Genomic DNA, 16,881 nt, shown 5'->3' with positions numbered 1-16,881 from the left:
AGTTCGCATGCCTCAATGATGATGGTCGTAATCTTTAAAGTCAAGTATTGATGTCGATCGTCATCAATGTATAGTCGGCGCCTTACAGCGCGAGCAAACCCATCGAGCCGAGATGAAAGTCACCAAGGCACAGGCAGAAGCCAATCGAGCCCTCATCGTCGAGACCGCCTCCCAGCTGTTCCGGGAGCGCGGGTTCGATGGCATCGGCGTGGCCGACCTGATGGCGGCGGCGGGCTTCACCCACGGTGGCTTCTACAAGCACTTCGGCTCCAAGGCCGACCTGATGGCGGAGGCTGCGGCCTGCGGCATGGCGCGGACCTCGGTGCTGTCCGAGGGCCTGGACGCGCCGACCTTCGTGCGCCACTACCTCTCCCGCGAGCACCGGGACAGCCGCGCCACGGGCTGCACGATGGCTGCGCTGGGCGGCGACGCTGCGCGGCAGCCGGAGTCCGTGCGGGCGGCGTTTGCGCAGGGCGTCGAGCAGCTGGCGACGGCGCTGGGCCCGCGGCAGGGCGACCCGGACGCCGCTGCCGCGCAGGCCCGGGCCCGCATGCTCGACACGCTGGCGCACGCGGTGGGGGCGCTCGTCATGTCGCGGGCCTGCCCGGACGATTCACCGCTGGCCGACGAATTCCTGGCCGTGAGCCGGGAGGCCATCCTGGAATCGCTGCGTCAGCGGGCCTAGAGGTCCCCGCCCCCGCGCCGCCCGGCCTTGATGCCGCTGCGCTTGGCCTTGCCTTCCAGCCGGCGCTGCTGCGAGCCATAGGTCGGTTTGGTCGCCCGCCGCGCCTTGGGCACGTGGGCGGCGGCCTGCACCAGCTCGATCAGCCGCGCCACGGCGTCCGCCCGGTTGCGCTCCAGGCTGCGCGTGTCCTGCGCCTTGATGACGACGACGCCTTCCGACGTGATGCGCTGGTCCGCCCAGTTCAGCAGCCGCGCCTTCACGGCCTCGGGCAGGCTGGACGCGCGGATGTCGAAGCGCAGGTGGACGGCGTTGGAGACCTTGTTGACGTTCTGGCCACCCGGGCCGCTGGCGCGGATGGCGTCGAACACCAGTTCGTCCGGGCGCGGCGCCCAGTTCAGATCAGGCATTCCGGATGGGCACGCGCGGCGCGATGGCGCACATCAGCTCGTAGCCGATGGTGCCGGCCGCCTGGGCCACCTCGTCGATGGGCAGGCGCGAGGCCTTTCCGTCAATGGCAGGCCCCTCGCCCCACAGCGTCACCTCACTGCCAAACCCGCTGGCCGGCAGCGCGGTCAGGTCCACGGCCAGCATGTCCATGGACACCCGGCCCAGCGTGCGGCTCCTGGTGCCGTCCACCAGCACCGGCGTGCCGGTCGGCGCGTGGCGCGGGTAGCCATCGGCATAGCCGCAGGCGACGATGCCCACGCGCGTGACCTGCTCGGCGCGGTAGGCGCTGCCGTAGCCGACCGTGTCGCCGGGCTGCAGCTGCTGCACGCCGATGACCTTGGAGTGCAGCGTCATCGCCGGCCGCAGGTCCCAGTGGGCGGCGTCGTGTTCGGGGAAGTCCGGCACGCCGCCGTAGACCATGATGCCGGCGCGCACCCAGTCGTTGGCCGTACGCATGGCGTGGCGCAGCGTCGCGGCGCTGTTGGCAATCGTTCGCTCACCGGCCAGGCCGTCGGCGGCGGCCTCGAAGGCGGCGAGCTGATGGGCGATGCCGTCGATGCCTTGCCGCTGCGCGTCGGCATCCGAGAAATGCGTCATCAGGCCGATCTCGTCCACCTGCGGCAGCGCGTCCAGCCGCGCATAGGCGGCGCGGAAGGCGGCCGGCGGGAAGCCCAGCCGGTTCATGCCCGAGTTGAGCTTCAGGAACACGCGGTGCGGCTCGTGCGTCTTGTGCATGGCCAGCCAGTCGATCTGCTGCTCGCAGTGCACCGTGTGCCAGAGCTTCAGCCGCGAGCACAGCTCCAGGTCGCGCGGTTCGAACACGCCTTCCAGCAGCAGGATGGGCCCGCGCCAGTCCAGCGCGCGCAGCCGCTGCGCCTCCTCCAGGTCCAGCAGTGCGAAGCCGTCGGCGGCGCGCAGGCCTTCGAAGGCGCGCTCGATGCCGTGGCCGTAGGCATTGGCCTTGACGACCGCCCACACGCGGGCGTTGGGCGCCTGGGCGCGGGCGCGGCCCAGGTTGTGGGCCAGCGCTTCGGGGTGGATCAGGGCTTCGATGGGACGCGGCATGCACTCATTTTGCGCGGTCTGCCAAAGGGGTCAGCTCAAATTAGGGGCGTGCTATAAACCCGCTCCGCCTCGTCCTTTGCCGACCTCTCTTGCCCATGGCTCCCCTGTCAGGATCGCACTCCGGTCGATGAAACGCGGCTTCTACACCATCATGTCGGCGCAGTTCTTCAGCTCGCTGGCTGATAACGCGCTATTCGTCGCCGCGGTCGAATTGCTGCGCACCTCCGGCTCCGCCGAATGGCAGCGCGCCGCGCTGGTGCCCATGTTCGCCCTGTTCTACGTCGTGCTGGCACCCTTCGTCGGTGCGTTCGCCGACGCGGTGCCCAAGGGCAAGGTGATGTTCTTCTCGAACAGCATCAAGGTGGTGGGCTGCCTGATGATGCTGTTCGGCACCCATCCCTTGATGGCCTACGCCATCGTCGGCTTGGGCGCGGCAGCCTACTCGCCGGCCAAGTACGGCATCCTGACCGAGCTGCTGCCACCGTCGCAGCTGGTCAAGGCCAACGGCTGGATCGAGGGCCTGACCATCGCCTCCATCATCCTGGGCGTGCTGCTGGGCGGCCAGCTCATCGGCGACCGCATCGCGCCCATGCTGCTGGGCTTCGACCTGCCGTTCATCGACACCGGCATCGACACCGGCCCCGAGGCAGCCATTGCCAGCCTGGTCATCCTCTACGTTGTCGCGGCGCTGTTCAACCTGCGCATCCCGCGCACCGAGGCGCCGCTGCAGCCGCTGGCGCACAGCCCGGTGGACCTGGTGCGCGACTTCTCGGCCTGCAACAGCCGCCTCTGGCAGGACAAGCTGGGCCAGATCTCGCTGGCCACGACGACGCTGTTCTGGGGTGTCAGCGGCAACCTGCGCTACATCGTGCTGGCCTGGGCCGCTGCGGCGCTGGGCTACGGCACGCAGCAGGCCTCCTCGCTGGTGGGCGTCGTCGCGGTGGGCACGGCGGTGGGCGCCGTCGTCGCGTCCATGTACTGCCGGCTGGACCGCGCCACCTCGGTCATCCCGCTGGGCATCGCCATGGGCCTGCTGGTCATCTTCATGAACGTCATCAGCAACGTCTGGGTGGCCGCGCCCTTCCTGATCCTGCTGGGCGGCATCGGCGGCTATCTCGTCGTGCCCATGAACGCGCTGCTGCAGCACCGCGGCCACAACCTGATGGGCGCCGGGCGCAGCATCGCGGTGCAGAACTTCAATGAGCAGGCCTGCATCCTGGGCCTGGGCGCGTTCTACACGGCCATGACACGCTTCGGCCTGTCGGCGTTCGGCGCCATCACCATCTTCGGCGTGGTCGTGGCCGGCACGATGTGGTGGATCAAGCGTTGGCACCAGCGCAACCTGGTCGAGCACAAGGACGAGGTCGAGCACCTGCTCGACATCGCCCGCTCCGACGACCTGAAGCCCGTGGACCGTTGATCAGCCGCTGATCAGCTGTTGCTGGAGCTGCTGCCCCGACCCTTGCGGCCGGTGGTGGGCTGGATCAGGTGCTTGCCTTCCAGCACCAGCTCGATGGCCTCGCTCCAGGCGCGGGCGATCTTGAAGCAGCCGCTGTGGTTGAGGTGGATCTCGTTGTGCCAGTCGCCGCTGATGCCGGTGGAGCCCGGCGTGGCCAGCGCCAGCGGCACCGCCGTCGAGTCGAACACGAACAGGCTGGGGAAGTTCTCCTTGTCCGCCGCCATGCCTTTCAGCAGCAGCGCCAGGTGGAACACCATCAGCCGGCTAACGGCGGCCCAGTCGGCCGCCGGCACGCCGTAGGCCTTCAGCGCCGGGTAGAGCCAGGGGCCGGCGCCGAGGTCGGTGCCGTTCTCGGCGCCTGCCGGGCGCGGCATGGGCACCGCATAGCAATGCATGAAGACCGGCTTGCCGGCGGACGGGCCCTGGTCGCGCAGCGACAGCAGGTGCTTGACGTTGGCGCGCAGGTAGTCGCTGTACGTCACCCAGCCGGGCTCCGAGAAATAGCGCGCCACGCCGGCCGACGGCGGGCCCCACTCGGTCTGGTGGCGCAGCAGGCGCAGCTGCAGCGGGATGGGTTCGCCGCTGCCGTGGTGGGCCGGGGTTCGGGCCGCAGCGATGAGGTCGTTGCCGCCGACGGACAGCAGCACGCCGTCCCACAGCGGTGCGCCCGGGCCGCTGAGCAGCCGGACGAACTCGGGGCTGGACTCCAGGTCCACCATGTGCGAGAGGGCATTGCCGGTGCCGGCGCAGTTGATCGCCGCGACGGGGCTGCGGAACACCAGCTCCTGCAGCAGGTTGGCATGGGCGTTGAGCTTGTCGCGCGAGTTCGAGAACCACGAGTCGCCCTGCGCCAGCAGCCTCCAGCGGAAGGCGCCCAGGTCGGGCGGTGTGCGGCCGGTCAGATCGGCCGGGGTGAAACAAGCCAGATGATCCATGGGCATGGGGGAGTCGGGGGAAGTTTGGGGCCGGCGCTGCCCCCTGCGGGCAGCCGCGAAGTCCGCGCGATTGGACGGCCAGCCGCGCGCCGGGCGCCATGCTACAAACCCTCAAGCGGGCGCGCGTTAGCATGCGCTTCGACTTTAGGGAGAGATCGCATGAGCGAAAGCGTCTTCGACTTCCAGGCCATCTCCATCCGCGGCGAGCCGGCGGATCTGGCCTCGCAGCGCGGCAAGGTGCTGCTCATCGTCAACACCGCCAGCGAATGTGGCTTCACGCCCCAGTTCAAGGGGCTGGAGCAGCTGTGGCAGGACTACGGCCCGCGCGGCTTGGTCATCCTCGGTTTTCCGAGCAACGAATTCGGCGGCCAGGACCCCGGCGGCAACGACCAGATCGCCAGCTTCTGCGAGCTGAACTACGGCGTCAGCTTCCCGATGATGGCCAAGACCAAGGTCAATGGCAGCGAGGCCCATCCGCTGTGGAAGTTCCTGAAGAGCGAGAAGCCCGGCTTCCTCGGCACCGAGGCGGTCAAGTGGAACTTCACCAAGTTCCTGGTCGGTCGCGACGGCCAGGTCATCAAGCGCTTTGCGCCCAATGACCCGCCGGAGAAGCTGCGTGGGGACATCGAAGCGGCCCTTGCCGCTGGCTGAGGGGAGCCGCCGCCGGCGCCTGCTGTCGGCACTTGGCGCGCTGCTGTGGTCGCCGCACCTGCCGCTGGCGGCCCAGGCCGGGCCGCTGCGGGTGGTGGGCAGCGCCGACCCGCCCTACCGCAGCCATGGCCCGGTCGGCGCCAGCGGCCTGTACTACGACCTCCTCAAGGAGGCCGCGCAGCGCATGGGCTGGACGCTGGTGTTCATCGAAGTGCCCTCGGCGCGGGCGCTGCGCATGATGGAAACAGGCGAGGCCGACCTGATGATGGGCCCGCTGCGCACGCCAGAGCGCGAACGCTTCCTGAGCTATGGCCAGATCGGCCTGCCGGTGGAGGACAAGGTCTTCTACACGCTGCCCGGCGCGGTGCCGCTGCGCAGCCTGGCCGACCTGCAGGGCCGGCGCATCGCGGTGCAGCGCGGCAAGCGCTACGGCGGCGGCTTCGACACCGACATGCGCCTGCAGCGCCACGAGGTGGGCGATTACCGCGCGGCGCTGGAGATGGTGGTGCGCGGCCGCGTGGACGCTGCCGTGCTGCCCGAGCGCCAGGGCGACATCCTGCTGCGCAAGTCCGGGCTCGGCCTGGTCAAGCAGCCCTGGCGGCTGCCGGGAGAGGTGCCGTATCTGGTGATCGCGCGCCGCTCGCCCTGGCTGGCACGCCAGGCCGAGCTGGAGAAGGCCTTCCAGGCCATGCGCGAGGACGGCAGTTGGCAGCGCATCCTGCAACGCTACCGCTGAGCCGGCGCGGCCCTATGCTGGCCGCATGCCCCACGACGAGCTTGCCGAACTGCTGCGCCGCTTCGGGCGCGAGCAGTGCACCCAGGAGCCGCTCTACGCCGCGCTGTGTACCGTTGCCGCCGAGGACGAGCGTGCACTGGCCCTGCTGGCCGAGGCGCCGCGCGAACAGCGCAAGGCCAACCTGCTGCTCGCGGCCTTGCATGAGCGCGTGCTGGCCGGCGCGACGCCGGAGCTGGCGGCCTACTACCCCAGTGCCGGTGGCGAGCGCGCGGTGGACGAGGGCCTGGCGGCGGCGTTGCGCGTCGGCCTGGCGCGCGAGTGGCCGGCCCTTGTCGAACACCTGCGCCATGGCGCGACGCAGACCAACGAGGTCGCCCGTTGCGCGGCCATCTGGCCGGCCCTGGGTGCGGTGGAGCGTGCGACCGGCGTGCGTGATCTCGCGCTGCTGGACTTCGGATGCAGCGCCGGCCTCAACCTGGGCCTGGACCGCTGCCACCTGCGCTACCGGACCGATGACGGTGCCTGGCACGAGCGCGGCGCCGCCCGCGACGGCCGTGCCGCCGAAATCGAGTCGCTGTGGCTGGGCGCGGCGCCATTGCCGCAGGAGGCTGAATGGCGCCTCGCCTCGCGCCATGGGCTGGACCCGGCGCCGGTGGATGTCAACGACCCGGCCCGCCTGCGCTGGCTGCAGGCCTGCCTGTGGCCGCACGATGCACGGCGCGGTGAACGCCTGGCCCGCGCGGCCGCGCAGCTGCGCGACCTGCCGGTCACGTTGACGCAGGCCGACGACTGCATCGCCGCCATCGAACCCTGGCTGGCCAGCCTGCCGTCCGGTGTGCAGCCGGTGGTGCTGACGAGCTGGGTGCTGTACTACTTCAGCGAGGCCGACCTCGCGCGGCTGCGCGCGACCGCCGACCGGCTGGCGCTGAGCCACGGGCTGGCGTGGATCTGCGGCGAGCTGCCGGCGTTGAGCGCCCGGGACGTCGCGCCACCACCGGCGCCCGAGCTGCCGACGCAGGAATCCGCCGCATCGGCCACGCTGTGGACGCTGCGCCATGTGGCGCACGGACGCGTCGTCGAGCGGCACCTGGCCTGGAGCCACCCGCACGGGCGCTGGGTGTACCGGCTATGAAGCCGGCCCTGCCGTAGCCGCTCGGATAATCCCGCCTCCCAAAGGAGTCCGCCCCATGTTCCAGCACGTCGACGCCTATGCCGGCGATCCCATCCTCAGCCTCAATGAGGAATTCCAGAAGGACCCGCGTCCGGCCAAGATCAACCTGTCCATCGGCATCTATTTCGACAACGACGGCCGCATTCCCATGCTGCCCTCCGTGCGCGCCGCCGAGCTGGCCGTCGTCGAGAACGCTGGCGCCCGGCCCTATCTGCCGATGGAGGGCGCGGCCAACTTCCGTGCCGCCGTGCAGGGTCTGCTGTTCGGTGCCGATCACCCGGCCATCACGGCCGGCCGCATCGCCACCATCCAGGGCGTGGGCTCCAGCGGCGGCCTGAAGGTGGGCGCCGATCTGCTGAAGCGCTACTTCCCCGACAGCAAGGTCTATTTGTCCGACCCGACCTGGGACAACCACCGCGCCGTCTTCGAGGGCTCGGGCCACGTCTGCGAGACCTACCCCTACTACGACGCCGCCACCGGCGGCCTGCGCTTCGACGAGCTGCTGGCCACGTTCCGGGCGCTGCCCGCGCGCAGCGTCGTCGTGCTGCACGCCTGCTGCCACAACCCCACCGGCGTCGACCTGACGCAGGACCAGTGGCGGGCCCTCGTGCCCGTGCTGCGCGAGCGCGAGCTGCTGCCCTTCCTGGACCTGGCCTACCAGGGCTATGGCGACGGCATCGCCGAAGACGCCTTCGCGCCGCGCCTGCTGGCCGACGAGGGCCTGAGCTTCCTCATCGCCAACAGCTTCTCCAAGAGCATGAGCCTGTACGGCGAGCGCGGTGGCGCGCTCAGCATCGTCTGCGCCGATGCCGAGGAGGCGAACCGCGTGCTGGGGCAGATGAAGTTCACGATCCGCCGCAACTACTCCAGCCCGCCGATGCACGGCGGCCAGATCGTGGCCAAGGTGCTGACCACGCCGGTGCTGCGTGAGATGTGGGAGGCCGAGGTGGCCGAGATGCGCGGGCGCATCCAGGCCATGCGCCGGCAACTGCATGCGGTGCTATCAGCCAAGCTGCCGGGCCGGGACTTCGGCTACTTCCTGACCCAGCGCGGCATGTTCAGCTACACGGGGCTGACTGCGGACCAGGCCGAGCGGCTGAAGGCCGAGTTCGGCGTCTACATCCTGCGCTCGGGCCGCATGTGCGTGGCGGGGTTGAACACGCGCAACGTCGAGGCCACCGCCGAGGCCATGGCCGCCGTGCTTGCATGACCTTCCACACCCCGCGCCATAACGCGGGGTGATGGTCGCAACCCCTGCTTTCATTGGCAGGGGCTCCCGGGCATCCTTACGCTGCCGGCTTGAAGTCAGGGAGCAGGATGAAGCATTGCGTGGTGATCGGCGGCGGCGTCGTGGGCCTGACCACGGCCTGGGCGCTGTTGCAGCGTGGCCATGATGTGACGCTGGTGGAACGCGAGGCCGAGGTGGCCCAGGGCGCCAGCCGCGCCAACGGGGGCCAGCTCAGCTACCGCTATGTGTCGCCGCTGGCCGATGCCGGCGTGCCGCTGAAGGCGCTGCGCTGGCTGCTCGACCCCGACGGCCCGCTGCGCTTCAAGCCCGAGGCGAGCCGGGCGCAGTGGTCGTGGCTGCTGGCCTTTCTGCGCAACTGCCGCGGGCCGGTGAACCGCCTCGCCACCCAGCGGCTGCTCGCGCTGGGCGCCTTCAGCCAGGCCGCTTTCGCGCGGCTGCGTGACGAGGCCGAGTTGGGCGACGCCATCGCCTTGCGCGCACCGGGCAAGCTGGTGGTTTACCGCCAGCCGGCCGAGTTCGCCCGCGTGGCCGCGCGCGTGAACGGCAGCGGTGCGGAGCAGGCGCTGTCCCATGAAGCCTGCGTGGCGCTGGAGCCGGCGCTGGCAGACACGCAGGCCACGCTGGCCGGCGGCATCTTCACGCCCGGCGAGGCGGTGGCGGACTGCCATGCCTTCTGCCGCGCGCTGCACGAGCGGCTCGCCGCCCACCCGCGCTTTCGCGGCCGGCTGGGCGCGCAGGTCGGCGGCTTCATGCTGGACGGGCGCGGCAGCGTGCTGGGCGTGCGCACGGCGCAGGGGAATGTTGCGGCCGACGCCGTCGTGCTGGCGGCCGGGCTGCAGAGCCGTGCGCTGGCCGCGACGGTGGGCCTCACGCTGCCGCTCTACCCGCTGAAGGGCTACAGCCTGACCGCGCCGATCGGCCCCGGCCACCGCGCGCCGGAGGTCAGCGTGACCGACTTCGAAAAGAAGATCCTCTACGCCCGCATCGGCAGCGAGCTGCGCGTGGCGGCGATGGTGGACCTGGTCGGCGACGACCTCAGCCTGGACGCTGGGCGCCTTGCCTCTCTGCAGCGCTCGGTGCGCGCCACCTTCCCGAACGCGGCGGATTACGACGGCGCCATCCCGTGGGCCGGCCTGCGCCCCGCCACGCCCAGCGGCGCGCCCATCCTCGGCGCCTGCGGCGTGCCGGGCCTGTGGCTCAACCTGGGCCATGGCGCGCTGGGCTTCACGTTCTCGTTCGCCACGGCCGACATCGTGGCCGAACTGGTCAGCGGCCGCGCCAGCCCCTTGCCTTTGGATGGCTTGACGTTGTGACCGCTGACGACCTCGCCGAGGCGCTGCGCGCCGCCGTGCTGGCGCAGCGCTTCGAGGCGACGGCCGATTCGCTGCAGCAGGGCGCGCCGCTGGGCTGGCATCCGAGCATCGACCTCGCGGTGGCCGTCTTCCCGCCCGGCGCCGCGCCGGTGGCCGCCAACGTGCTGTTCTCGCGCGAGCACCCCGGCGGCCTCGTCGCGCGCTTCGATGAGGTCACGGGCGCCGTCGGCAACATCGCCTTCCATGCCGACGTGCGCGATGCGGCGGGCGACTCCCATGCCTGGCTGCCCGGCGCCGACTGGTCCCGCATCGCGTTCCCCGCCTGGTTCGGCAGCGGCCCGCGTGTCGTCTCGCCTTACCCGGCGTCGCTGCTGAAGATGATGGTCGCCGTGGGCGCCGCGCGGCTGGTCGACCAGGGCCGCAGTGACTGGGCCTTGCCGCTCGCGCATGCAGGCAAGACCCGACCCCTGGCCGACTGGCTACACGACATGATCATCGTCAGCAGCAACGAGGCGACCTCGGCGCTGGTGGCCCATCTGCATGCGCGTGGCGCCATCCGCCGCGAGCGTGGGCGCGAGGTGCACAACGAGCTGCACGAGCTGTTTGCCGCCCATGGCCTGCGCGGGCTGATGATCGCCAACACCCAGCCCGACGGCGGCTGGGGCAATGCGGCGGGCGCGGGCGTGGGCCAGATCCAGATGACTGCCTGGGACGCTCTGCGGCTGATGTGGCGGCTGGACGCCGACGCGCCCGCCATGCCTGAACTCGTCAGCCCGGCCAGCCGCGCCGTCCTCCGCCGCGCGCTGGATGAGCAGCAGTTCAACGTGATCCTTTCCAGCGGCAGCCACCGGGCCCTGCCCGGCTGGGTGGCGGGCATCCCGGCCCGCTTTGCCCACAAGACCGGCAATACGCAGAACTACGCCAGCGACGCCGGCATCGTCCACGACGGCGACCTGCACTACCTGATCGCGGTGACCACCAGCCTCGGCTCGCGCTACGCGCCGCACGCCGACGCGGCGACGACCTGGCAGCTGCCGGCGCTGGGTGCGGCGGTGCATGCGTGGCTGAAGCTGCGCGCCTGACGGCAGCGGCACCGCCCTGGCCACTCGCGCACAAGCATGCTGCGCGCGCGCCCAGCGACGGGGCTGCAAGGCCTCGCCCATTCGCGCAGGTTATGCCTCGCGCGCAAAGCGTGATCCCATGAAAACCACGATCAAGGCGCCACCCTCTGGTCCCGGTGGCCCGGCTGCGGCAATCATGACGGCAGTGCATCTCAAACTCAGGAAACCTTGATGAAACCCACCCGGATTGCATGTGCGGCAGCCCTCCTGTGCCTGAGCGGCGCCGTCGTGGCGCAGACCCCGGCAGCTGACCAACCCGCTGCGCAGAAGAAGATGGAGCGCATCACCATCACCGGCTCCAGCATCAAGCGGCTGGTGGATGAGAAGTCCATGCCCATCGAGGTCATCACGGCCTTGGACATGCGCCAGCAGGGCTGGACCAGCGTGGACCAGGTCGTCGACAACCTGACCGCCAACGGCGCCAGCATCAACCAGGTCACCAACAACGCCGTGTTCGGCGGCGACGGCGAGAAGACCTTTGGCGGCGCCAACTTCGCCAACCTGCGCGGCCTGGGCCCCAGCGGCACGCTGGTGCTGCTGAACGGCCGCCGCGTGGCCACGCACGGCATGAGCGGCGGCTCGGTGGACCTGAACGCCATCCCGATGGACGCCATCGAGCGCATCGAGGTGCTCAAGGACGGCGCCTCCGCCATCTACGGCACCGACGCCATCGGCGGCGTCATGAACTTCATCACCAAGACCAGCTACCAGGGCCTGGCGCTGAGCGGCAACTACATCACGCCCGAGGCCTCGGGCGGCGGCCAGACGGCGCGCCTGTCCGCCGCCCTCGGTTTTGGCGACCTGGACCGCGACGGCTTCAACCTGATGGCCACCGTGACGGTCGACAACAACCGCATCCTGCGCGGCACCGACCGCCCCTGGGCCACCGGCTACCAGCCGGATCGCTTCCTGACGCCGGACACGTCCAGCTCCGTGCACGCCAACATCATTGGCGCGACGAACACGGCGTTGACCACGGCGGGCACGGTCGTGGGCACGGGCGACCCGACCCGCTACACCTTCCTCAACCTGCTGGCCATCCAGGGCCAGTGCGAGGCCATCCCCAACCAGATCCCGCTGGCACCCAACATCCAGGTCTGGAACCTGTTCGGCCACACACAGGCCAGCTCCCGCTACCGCTGCGCGCGCGACTACGGCCGCAACTACATGCTGAAGGCGCCGCAGGACTCCATCAACGGCATGCTCAAGGGCACGTTCAGGATCAACGCCGACCACCAGGCGGCTGTCGAGATCATGACCTCCTCGGTCACCAACCGCGGCGAGTACTCGCCGTTGCAGGTCAGCACCGGCAACACCACCGCCACGCTCAACGGCGTGACCACCAGGTCCAACACGCATCTGCCTGTGAGCAGCCAGCATTACCTGGACATGCGCGCGCTGGTGGGGGCCACGCAGTTCGATCCCGCGCTGCCCATCGCCTACCGTGTCAACTTCCTGAACGACCTGGGCTTTCGCATCCGCGAGAACGAGACCGATAACCTGCGTGTGCAGACCACGATGGAGGGCACCGTCTGGGGCCTGGACTACTCGCTGGGCGCCGGCTACGGCGAGTCCAAGAGCAAGGCCACGCTGGTCAATGGCTTCGCCAACACCAGGAAGCTGGTCGACCTGCTGGCCTCGGGCGAGTACAACCCCTTCATCATGCCGGGCGAGAGCCAGTCCGACGCCGTGGTCCAGGCCTTCGAAGACATGCAGATGCGCGGCAAGATCTACGACGGCAAGACCAGCGTCAAGCAGGTCGATGCCACGATCTCCGGCCCCATCGGCAACTTCCTGGCCGGGCCGCTGGAGTTCGCGCTGGGCGCCAGCGCCCGCGAGGAGAGCTACGAGTTCTCCGGTTCGCGCAACTTCATCTGCATCGACAGCATCACCGCCCTGACACTGCAGAACAACAACAATGACGCGCTGACCTTCGGCTGCCCGGGCAACTCCTCGTCGCCGACGCTGTCGCGCAAGATCAGCGCCGTGTTCGGCGAGCTCATCACGCGCCCGCTGAAGGGCCTGGAGCTGACGCTGCAGGTGCGCCACGACAAGTACCAGGTCATCGGCGGTACCACCAACCCCAAGGTCGGCATCAAGTACCAGCCCATCGACACGCTGCTGTTCCGCGGCTCGGCCAGCACGGGCTTTCGCGCGCCGACCTCGCAGCAGATCAACCAGGGTGTCGTCGTCTCGCAGCTCACCGGGCAGTTCAGGGACCCGGTGCTGTGCGCCGATGTCAACAACCCGACCGATGCAACGCAGTGCGCGCGTCTGAGCCTGCCCTTCGCTGCAGGCGGCAACCCCAACCTGATGCCCGAGAAGTCGCGGCAGTCCTCCGTCGGCATCGTCTTCGCGCCGACCGCGAACTTCCAGGCCTACGCGGACTACTGGCAGGTCAAGCTGGAGGACCGCATCCGCGCGCTGAGCACGGCGGAAATGATCGCCAACTACGACATCTTCAAGGACAGCTTCGTTCGTGACCCGTCCACCAACATCGTCCAGTACATCCAGGCCGGCTGGGTCAACTCTGCGGGCAGCAGGACCAAGGGCATCGACTTCGGCGTGAAGCAGGTGTTCGACGCCTTGCAGGGCCGCTTCACCGCTTCGCTGACCGGCACCAAGATGATCAGCAACAAGGAGCAGACGCGCGCGAACGCGCCGTTCATCGAGTACGTTGGCAAGTGGAACAACACCTCGCTGTACGTGCCCTGGCGCATCAACGCCAGCCTGGGCTACCGCACCGGCCCGTGGAACGTCACTTTGTCGGGCATCTACCGCGACGGCTACGAAGACCAGAACCGCGGCCCGACGGCCGTCGGCGGCGCCAACTACACGAACATCGAGCCCTATGTCCGCAACATCGAGGCCTACAAGACCTTCAACCTGGTGACCAGCTACACCGGCATCAAGGGCCTGACGATCACGGGCAGCCTCATCAACCTGGCCGACGCGCAGCCGCCGTTCACCTGGCACAACGTCGACAGCGCCGCCGGCACCGGCTGGGACCCGCGCGTGGCCAGCCCGATGGGCCGCACCTGGGGCGTCTCGTTCCGCTGGGCCATGGAATAGTCCAACCCCGGCCCTCTCACCAGGCCCCTTTTGGGGCCTTTTTTGCTGATTCGCCATGCAGACCATCACCGAGGCGCAGGTCGCCGAAGTCCTCGATCCCGACGCCGCGCGCACGGCGCTGCAACGGGCCTTCGCCTTGCACGGGCGCGGCCAGGCCCAGGTGCTGGCGCGCCACCGCGCCACTGCCACTCAGCAGGGCAATGCGCTCGCCATCAGCGCCATGGGCGCGATCCTGGAAGCCGACGGCGACCTGCCCGCCGTGCTCGGCACCAAGGTCTACTCGTCGCGCAACGGCAAATACAACTTTCTCGTCAGCCTGTTCTCGGCCGACACCGGCGCGGCGCTGGCGACGCTGGAGGCCAACGAGTTCACGCGGCTGCGAACGGCAGCGGCCAGCGCGGTCGCGGCGGACCTGCTGGCGCTGCCTGACGCACGCACGCTGGCGATCTTTGGCGCCGGCATCCAGGCGCGGGCGCATGCCGAGGCGCTGAGCCGCGTGCGCCGCTTCGAGCGTGTGCTCGTCTGCGCGCGCTCGGGGGCCGAGGCGTTCGCGGCCGAACTGGGCGCGCAGGCCGTCGACGGAGCCACGGCCGCCGCCGAGGCCGACGTCATCGTCACCGCCACGCGATCCACCGCGCCGCTGTTCGATGGTGGCCTCGTCAAGCCCGGTGCCTTCATCGCCGCCGTGGGCTCCAGCACGCGCGCGGCGCGTGAGCTGGACGACACGCTGCTGGGCCGCGCGGCCCTCATCGCCGTCGAGTGGCGCACGGCCGCCGAGCTGGAGGCGGGCGACCTCGTCAACAGCACGCCGGACCGCTGGGCCGAGCTGGGCGAGTTGCTCGTCACGCCGCGCCCGCGCGGGCCGCAGGACATCGTCGTCTACAAAAGCGTTGGCATCGGCCTGGAGGACGTGGCGCTGGCCCGCGTCGTCGCCCACCGCCTGGGAGTTCTCTGATGCGTGCCTGGCTGTTCGCTGCCGCGCTGCTGCTGGCCGGCTGCGCCACGACCCCGACCGTGCCCGACCCCGTGCAGGCCGCGCTGGCCAAGGCCGGCCTGCCGGCCAGCAGCCTGGGCTATGTGCTGCAGCCGCTGGACGGCTCGCGCGCGGCGCTGCAGCAGCGGGCCGGCGATGCGATGGCGCCGGGCTCGACGATGAAGCTGGTCACGGCCGTCGTGGCGCTGGACAAGCTGGGCATCAACCACCGGGGGCGCACCGAACTGCTGGCGGCGTCGGCGCCTGTCAACGGGGTCATTGACGGCCCGCTGATGCTGCGCGGCCTCGCCGACCCCGACCTGGACTGGCCCGCGCTGTGGTGGCTGCTGCGCCAGTTGCGCGAAAGCGGCGTGCGCGAGATCCGGGGTGGCCTCGTCGTCGACCGCACGCTGTTCAACCCGACGCGCTTCGACCTGGGCCTGCCGCCCTTCGACGAGGCGCCCGAGTTCGGCTACAACGTCATCCCCGACGCGCTGCACCTGAACGGCAGCCTGCTGGACTACGAGCTGCAGGCCACGCCCACCGGCGTCACCGCGCGCAGCCTGCCGGCGCTGCCGGGGCTGGCGGTCGACGCGAGCGCGATGACGCTGTCGTCACGCCTGTGCAAGGACTGGGACAACGACTGGAAGCCTGCCGACCTGCAGCCCGACGGCGAGGGCTGGCAGCTCAAGCTGAACGGCGCCTTCCCCGCCGGCTGCCGCCAGCGCGCGCCGCTGCAGCTGGTCGACCGGCAGTGGCTGGTCACCACGGCCGTGCGCCAGTTCTGGCGCGAGCTGGGCGGCGCCATGGGCCCCGGCAATGTGGAGGCCGCCGCGCTGCCCGGCGCCGTGGTGCTGGCCTCGCACCGCGGCCGGCCGCTGGCCGAGGTGCTGCGCGGCGTCATGAAGAGCAGCGACAACGCGCTGACGCGGCTGATCTACCTGCAGCTCGGCGCGCAGGCGGCGCAGGCCGGAGAGCCCACGCTGGCGGCGGCCGACCGCGCCGTGCGCAGTTGGTTCGCGGCGCATGGCCTGGACGACCGCGGCCTGGTGCTTGACAACGGCTCCGGCCTGTCGCGCAGCGAGCGCATCAGCCCCGCTCAGTTGGCCGGTTTGCTGCGTGTGGCGCACGCCGGGCCGCAGGCTCCCGAGCTGCTGGCCACGCTGCCCATCGCGGGCCTGGACGGCACGATGTTGCGCCGCCTGAAGGACGGCCCGGCAGCGGGCCAGGCGCGCCTGAAGACCGGCACGCTGCGCGACGCGGTCGGCCTGGCCGGCTTCGTGCGCGACGCCAGCGGCAAGCCCTGGGTCTTCGTTGCGTTGCTGAACCACCCCGAGGCGGCCGCCAAGGGGCGGCCGGTGCTGGATGCGCTGGCGGCGTGGGTGGCCGGTCAGCGCTAGCCGCCGTCGGCCTCTCCCGTCGCCTCGGGCGCCTCGCCGTGCCAGCGCCGCAGGGTCCGCTGGAAGAACAGGCTGTTGGGCAACTGCAGGCTGGTGCCGTTGCTCGCATCGCCGCTTTCGCGCAGCGTCGTGTAGACGAGGTTGATGTCCACGACGCGTCCTTTGACGAGAGGCGTGCCGCCCGGTTCCAGCAGCTCCACCAGGTCGCCGACGCGGAAGGCGCGGGTGATGTAGATCAGCAGCGCGCAGAAAAGGTTGGACAGCACGCTCCACGCGGCGAAGAAGGCGACCGCCGCGACCGTGGCGAAGCCCGTGAAGGCCGACCACAGCACGGCGCCGGAGACGCCGAACCGCTCCAGCGCCCACAGCAGCGCGCCGCCATAGACCAGCACGCCCGCGACGCGCAGAAAGAGCGTGGCGAAGCTGACGGGCAGGCCGTAGGTGCGGCTGGCGCGGCGCATCAGCTGGCGGGCCAGCCGCATCACCAGCCAGGCGGCCAGGCTGATGATCAGCACCTCCAGCACCGGCACCACCGTGTCGAGCGAATCTGTCACCCAGTCGGGCAAGCGCGCATGCAGGGACTGCAGAACTTTTCTCATGGGTC

Annotated in this window: 15 protein-coding genes; 11 read left to right on the top strand and 4 right to left on the bottom strand. The window is 70.3% G+C overall.

What is annotated here, in order from left to right:
• Positions 1-112 precede the first annotated feature (112 nt).
• A complete protein-coding gene (locus ACG00Y_RS13660) occupies positions 113-685 on the top strand; it encodes a TetR/AcrR family transcriptional regulator (RefSeq protein WP_394479636.1) in 573 nt (190 codons plus the stop codon).
• On the opposite strand, the gene arfB is transcribed toward ACG00Y_RS13660, so the two are convergent.
• Complete coding sequence (gene arfB, locus ACG00Y_RS13655; protein WP_394479634.1) at positions 682-1,092, bottom strand: alternative ribosome rescue aminoacyl-tRNA hydrolase ArfB; 411 nt, start codon at positions 1,090-1,092, stop codon at positions 682-684. The genes ACG00Y_RS13660 and arfB overlap by 4 nt on opposite strands.
• Positions 1,085-2,197, bottom strand: a complete 1,113-nt coding sequence (alr, locus tag ACG00Y_RS13650; protein WP_394479632.1) for an alanine racemase — start codon at positions 2,195-2,197, stop codon at positions 1,085-1,087. Before alr ends, arfB begins: the two co-directional genes overlap by 8 nt.
• A gap of 127 nt (positions 2,198-2,324) precedes the next feature.
• Between alr and lplT the strand changes: the two genes are divergently transcribed.
• Positions 2,325-3,617 carry a lysophospholipid transporter LplT gene (lplT, locus tag ACG00Y_RS13645; RefSeq protein ID WP_394479630.1) on the top strand — a complete coding sequence of 431 codons (1,293 nt, stop codon included), beginning with the start codon at positions 2,325-2,327 and terminating at the stop codon, positions 3,615-3,617.
• Positions 3,618-3,628: 11 nt separating this feature from the next.
• Here lplT and ACG00Y_RS13640 read toward each other — a convergent pair whose 3' ends face one another.
• Positions 3,629-4,597: a hypothetical protein gene (locus tag ACG00Y_RS13640; RefSeq protein WP_394479628.1), complete on the bottom strand. Its 969-nt coding sequence runs from the start codon at positions 4,595-4,597 to the stop codon at positions 3,629-3,631.
• Positions 4,598-4,750: 153 nt separating this feature from the next.
• On the opposite strand from ACG00Y_RS13640, the gene ACG00Y_RS13635 reads away from it, so the two are divergent.
• The 9 genes from ACG00Y_RS13635 to dacB all read left to right on the top strand — a co-directional run bounded on the left by ACG00Y_RS13635 (position 4,751) and on the right by dacB (position 16,277).
• Positions 4,751-5,242 (top strand): glutathione peroxidase, encoded by a 492-nt coding sequence (locus ACG00Y_RS13635; RefSeq protein ID WP_394479626.1) that lies wholly within the window; start codon positions 4,751-4,753, stop codon positions 5,240-5,242.
• On the top strand, positions 5,229-5,978 hold the full coding sequence (locus ACG00Y_RS13630) for a substrate-binding periplasmic protein (RefSeq protein ID WP_394479624.1): 750 nt from the start codon (positions 5,229-5,231) through the stop codon (positions 5,976-5,978). The genes ACG00Y_RS13635 and ACG00Y_RS13630 overlap by 14 nt, the downstream gene beginning before the upstream one ends.
• Before the next feature lie 25 nt (positions 5,979-6,003).
• Complete coding sequence (locus ACG00Y_RS13625) at positions 6,004-7,110, top strand: DUF2332 domain-containing protein (RefSeq protein ID WP_394479622.1); 1,107 nt, start codon at positions 6,004-6,006, stop codon at positions 7,108-7,110.
• A gap of 55 nt (positions 7,111-7,165) precedes the next feature.
• Positions 7,166-8,359, top strand: coding sequence for an amino acid aminotransferase (locus tag ACG00Y_RS13620; protein ID WP_394479620.1), 1,194 nt, complete (start codon positions 7,166-7,168; stop codon positions 8,357-8,359).
• A gap of 53 nt (positions 8,360-8,412) precedes the next feature.
• Positions 8,413-9,711, top strand: a complete 1,299-nt coding sequence (locus ACG00Y_RS13615; protein ID WP_394479618.1) for a D-amino acid dehydrogenase — start codon at positions 8,413-8,415, stop codon at positions 9,709-9,711.
• Positions 9,708-10,793 carry a serine hydrolase gene (locus tag ACG00Y_RS13610; RefSeq protein ID WP_394479616.1) on the top strand — a complete coding sequence of 362 codons (1,086 nt, stop codon included), beginning with the start codon at positions 9,708-9,710 and terminating at the stop codon, positions 10,791-10,793. The genes ACG00Y_RS13615 and ACG00Y_RS13610 overlap by 4 nt, the downstream gene beginning before the upstream one ends.
• Positions 10,794-11,003: 210 nt before the next feature.
• The gene (locus ACG00Y_RS13605) at positions 11,004-13,904 is read left to right on the top strand and encodes a TonB-dependent receptor domain-containing protein (RefSeq protein ID WP_394479614.1); all 2,901 of its coding nucleotides are present in this window, start codon (positions 11,004-11,006) and stop codon (positions 13,902-13,904) included.
• Between the two features lie 55 nt (positions 13,905-13,959).
• Entirely contained in the window at positions 13,960-14,859 is a 900-nt protein-coding gene (locus ACG00Y_RS13600; RefSeq protein ID WP_394479612.1) for an ornithine cyclodeaminase family protein, read from the top strand.
• Positions 14,859-16,277: a D-alanyl-D-alanine carboxypeptidase/D-alanyl-D-alanine endopeptidase gene (gene dacB / locus ACG00Y_RS13595; protein ID WP_394479610.1), complete on the top strand. Its 1,419-nt coding sequence runs from the start codon at positions 14,859-14,861 to the stop codon at positions 16,275-16,277. Before ACG00Y_RS13600 ends, dacB begins: the two co-directional genes overlap by 1 nt.
• Here the strand turns inward: dacB and ACG00Y_RS13590 are convergent.
• Complete coding sequence (locus ACG00Y_RS13590; RefSeq protein ID WP_394479608.1) at positions 16,274-16,876, bottom strand: mechanosensitive ion channel domain-containing protein; 603 nt, start codon at positions 16,874-16,876, stop codon at positions 16,274-16,276. The genes dacB and ACG00Y_RS13590 overlap by 4 nt on opposite strands.
• Positions 16,877-16,881: the final 5 nt, after the last annotated feature.

The sequence above is a fragment of the Pelomonas parva genome (genome assembly GCF_043555835.1).
In the GTDB taxonomy this organism is placed as follows: Bacteria; Pseudomonadota; Gammaproteobacteria; order Burkholderiales; family Burkholderiaceae_C; genus Pelomonas; species Pelomonas parva.
The sequence above is the reverse complement of the archived record's forward strand: the minus strand, read 5'-3'. Positions and strand labels throughout refer to the sequence as shown.

What these genes read in the sequence shown, in the direction of transcription:
- ACG00Y_RS13635 (WP_394479626.1), top strand. Translation starts at nt 4,751, where the DNA reads ATGAGCGAAAGCGTCTTCGACTTCCAGGCCATCTCCATCCGCGGCGAG.
- ACG00Y_RS13660 (WP_394479636.1), top strand. Translation starts at nt 113, where the DNA reads ATGAAAGTCACCAAGGCACAGGCAGAAGCCAATCGAGCCCTCATCGTC.
- alr (WP_394479632.1), bottom strand. Translation starts at nt 2,197, where the DNA reads ATGCCGCGTCCCATCGAAGCCCTGATCCACCCCGAAGCGCTGGCCCAC.
- lplT (WP_394479630.1), top strand. Translation starts at nt 2,325, where the DNA reads ATGAAACGCGGCTTCTACACCATCATGTCGGCGCAGTTCTTCAGCTCG.
- ACG00Y_RS13625 (WP_394479622.1), top strand. Translation starts at nt 6,004, where the DNA reads ATGCCCCACGACGAGCTTGCCGAACTGCTGCGCCGCTTCGGGCGCGAG.
- ACG00Y_RS13605 (WP_394479614.1), top strand. Translation starts at nt 11,004, where the DNA reads ATGAAACCCACCCGGATTGCATGTGCGGCAGCCCTCCTGTGCCTGAGC.
- arfB (WP_394479634.1), bottom strand. Translation starts at nt 1,092, where the DNA reads ATGCCTGATCTGAACTGGGCGCCGCGCCCGGACGAACTGGTGTTCGAC.
- ACG00Y_RS13640 (WP_394479628.1), bottom strand. Translation starts at nt 4,597, where the DNA reads ATGCCCATGGATCATCTGGCTTGTTTCACCCCGGCCGATCTGACCGGC.
- dacB (WP_394479610.1), top strand. Translation starts at nt 14,859, where the DNA reads ATGCGTGCCTGGCTGTTCGCTGCCGCGCTGCTGCTGGCCGGCTGCGCC.
- ACG00Y_RS13590 (WP_394479608.1), bottom strand. Translation starts at nt 16,876, where the DNA reads ATGAGAAAAGTTCTGCAGTCCCTGCATGCGCGCTTGCCCGACTGGGTG.
- ACG00Y_RS13600 (WP_394479612.1), top strand. Translation starts at nt 13,960, where the DNA reads ATGCAGACCATCACCGAGGCGCAGGTCGCCGAAGTCCTCGATCCCGAC.
- ACG00Y_RS13620 (WP_394479620.1), top strand. Translation starts at nt 7,166, where the DNA reads ATGTTCCAGCACGTCGACGCCTATGCCGGCGATCCCATCCTCAGCCTC.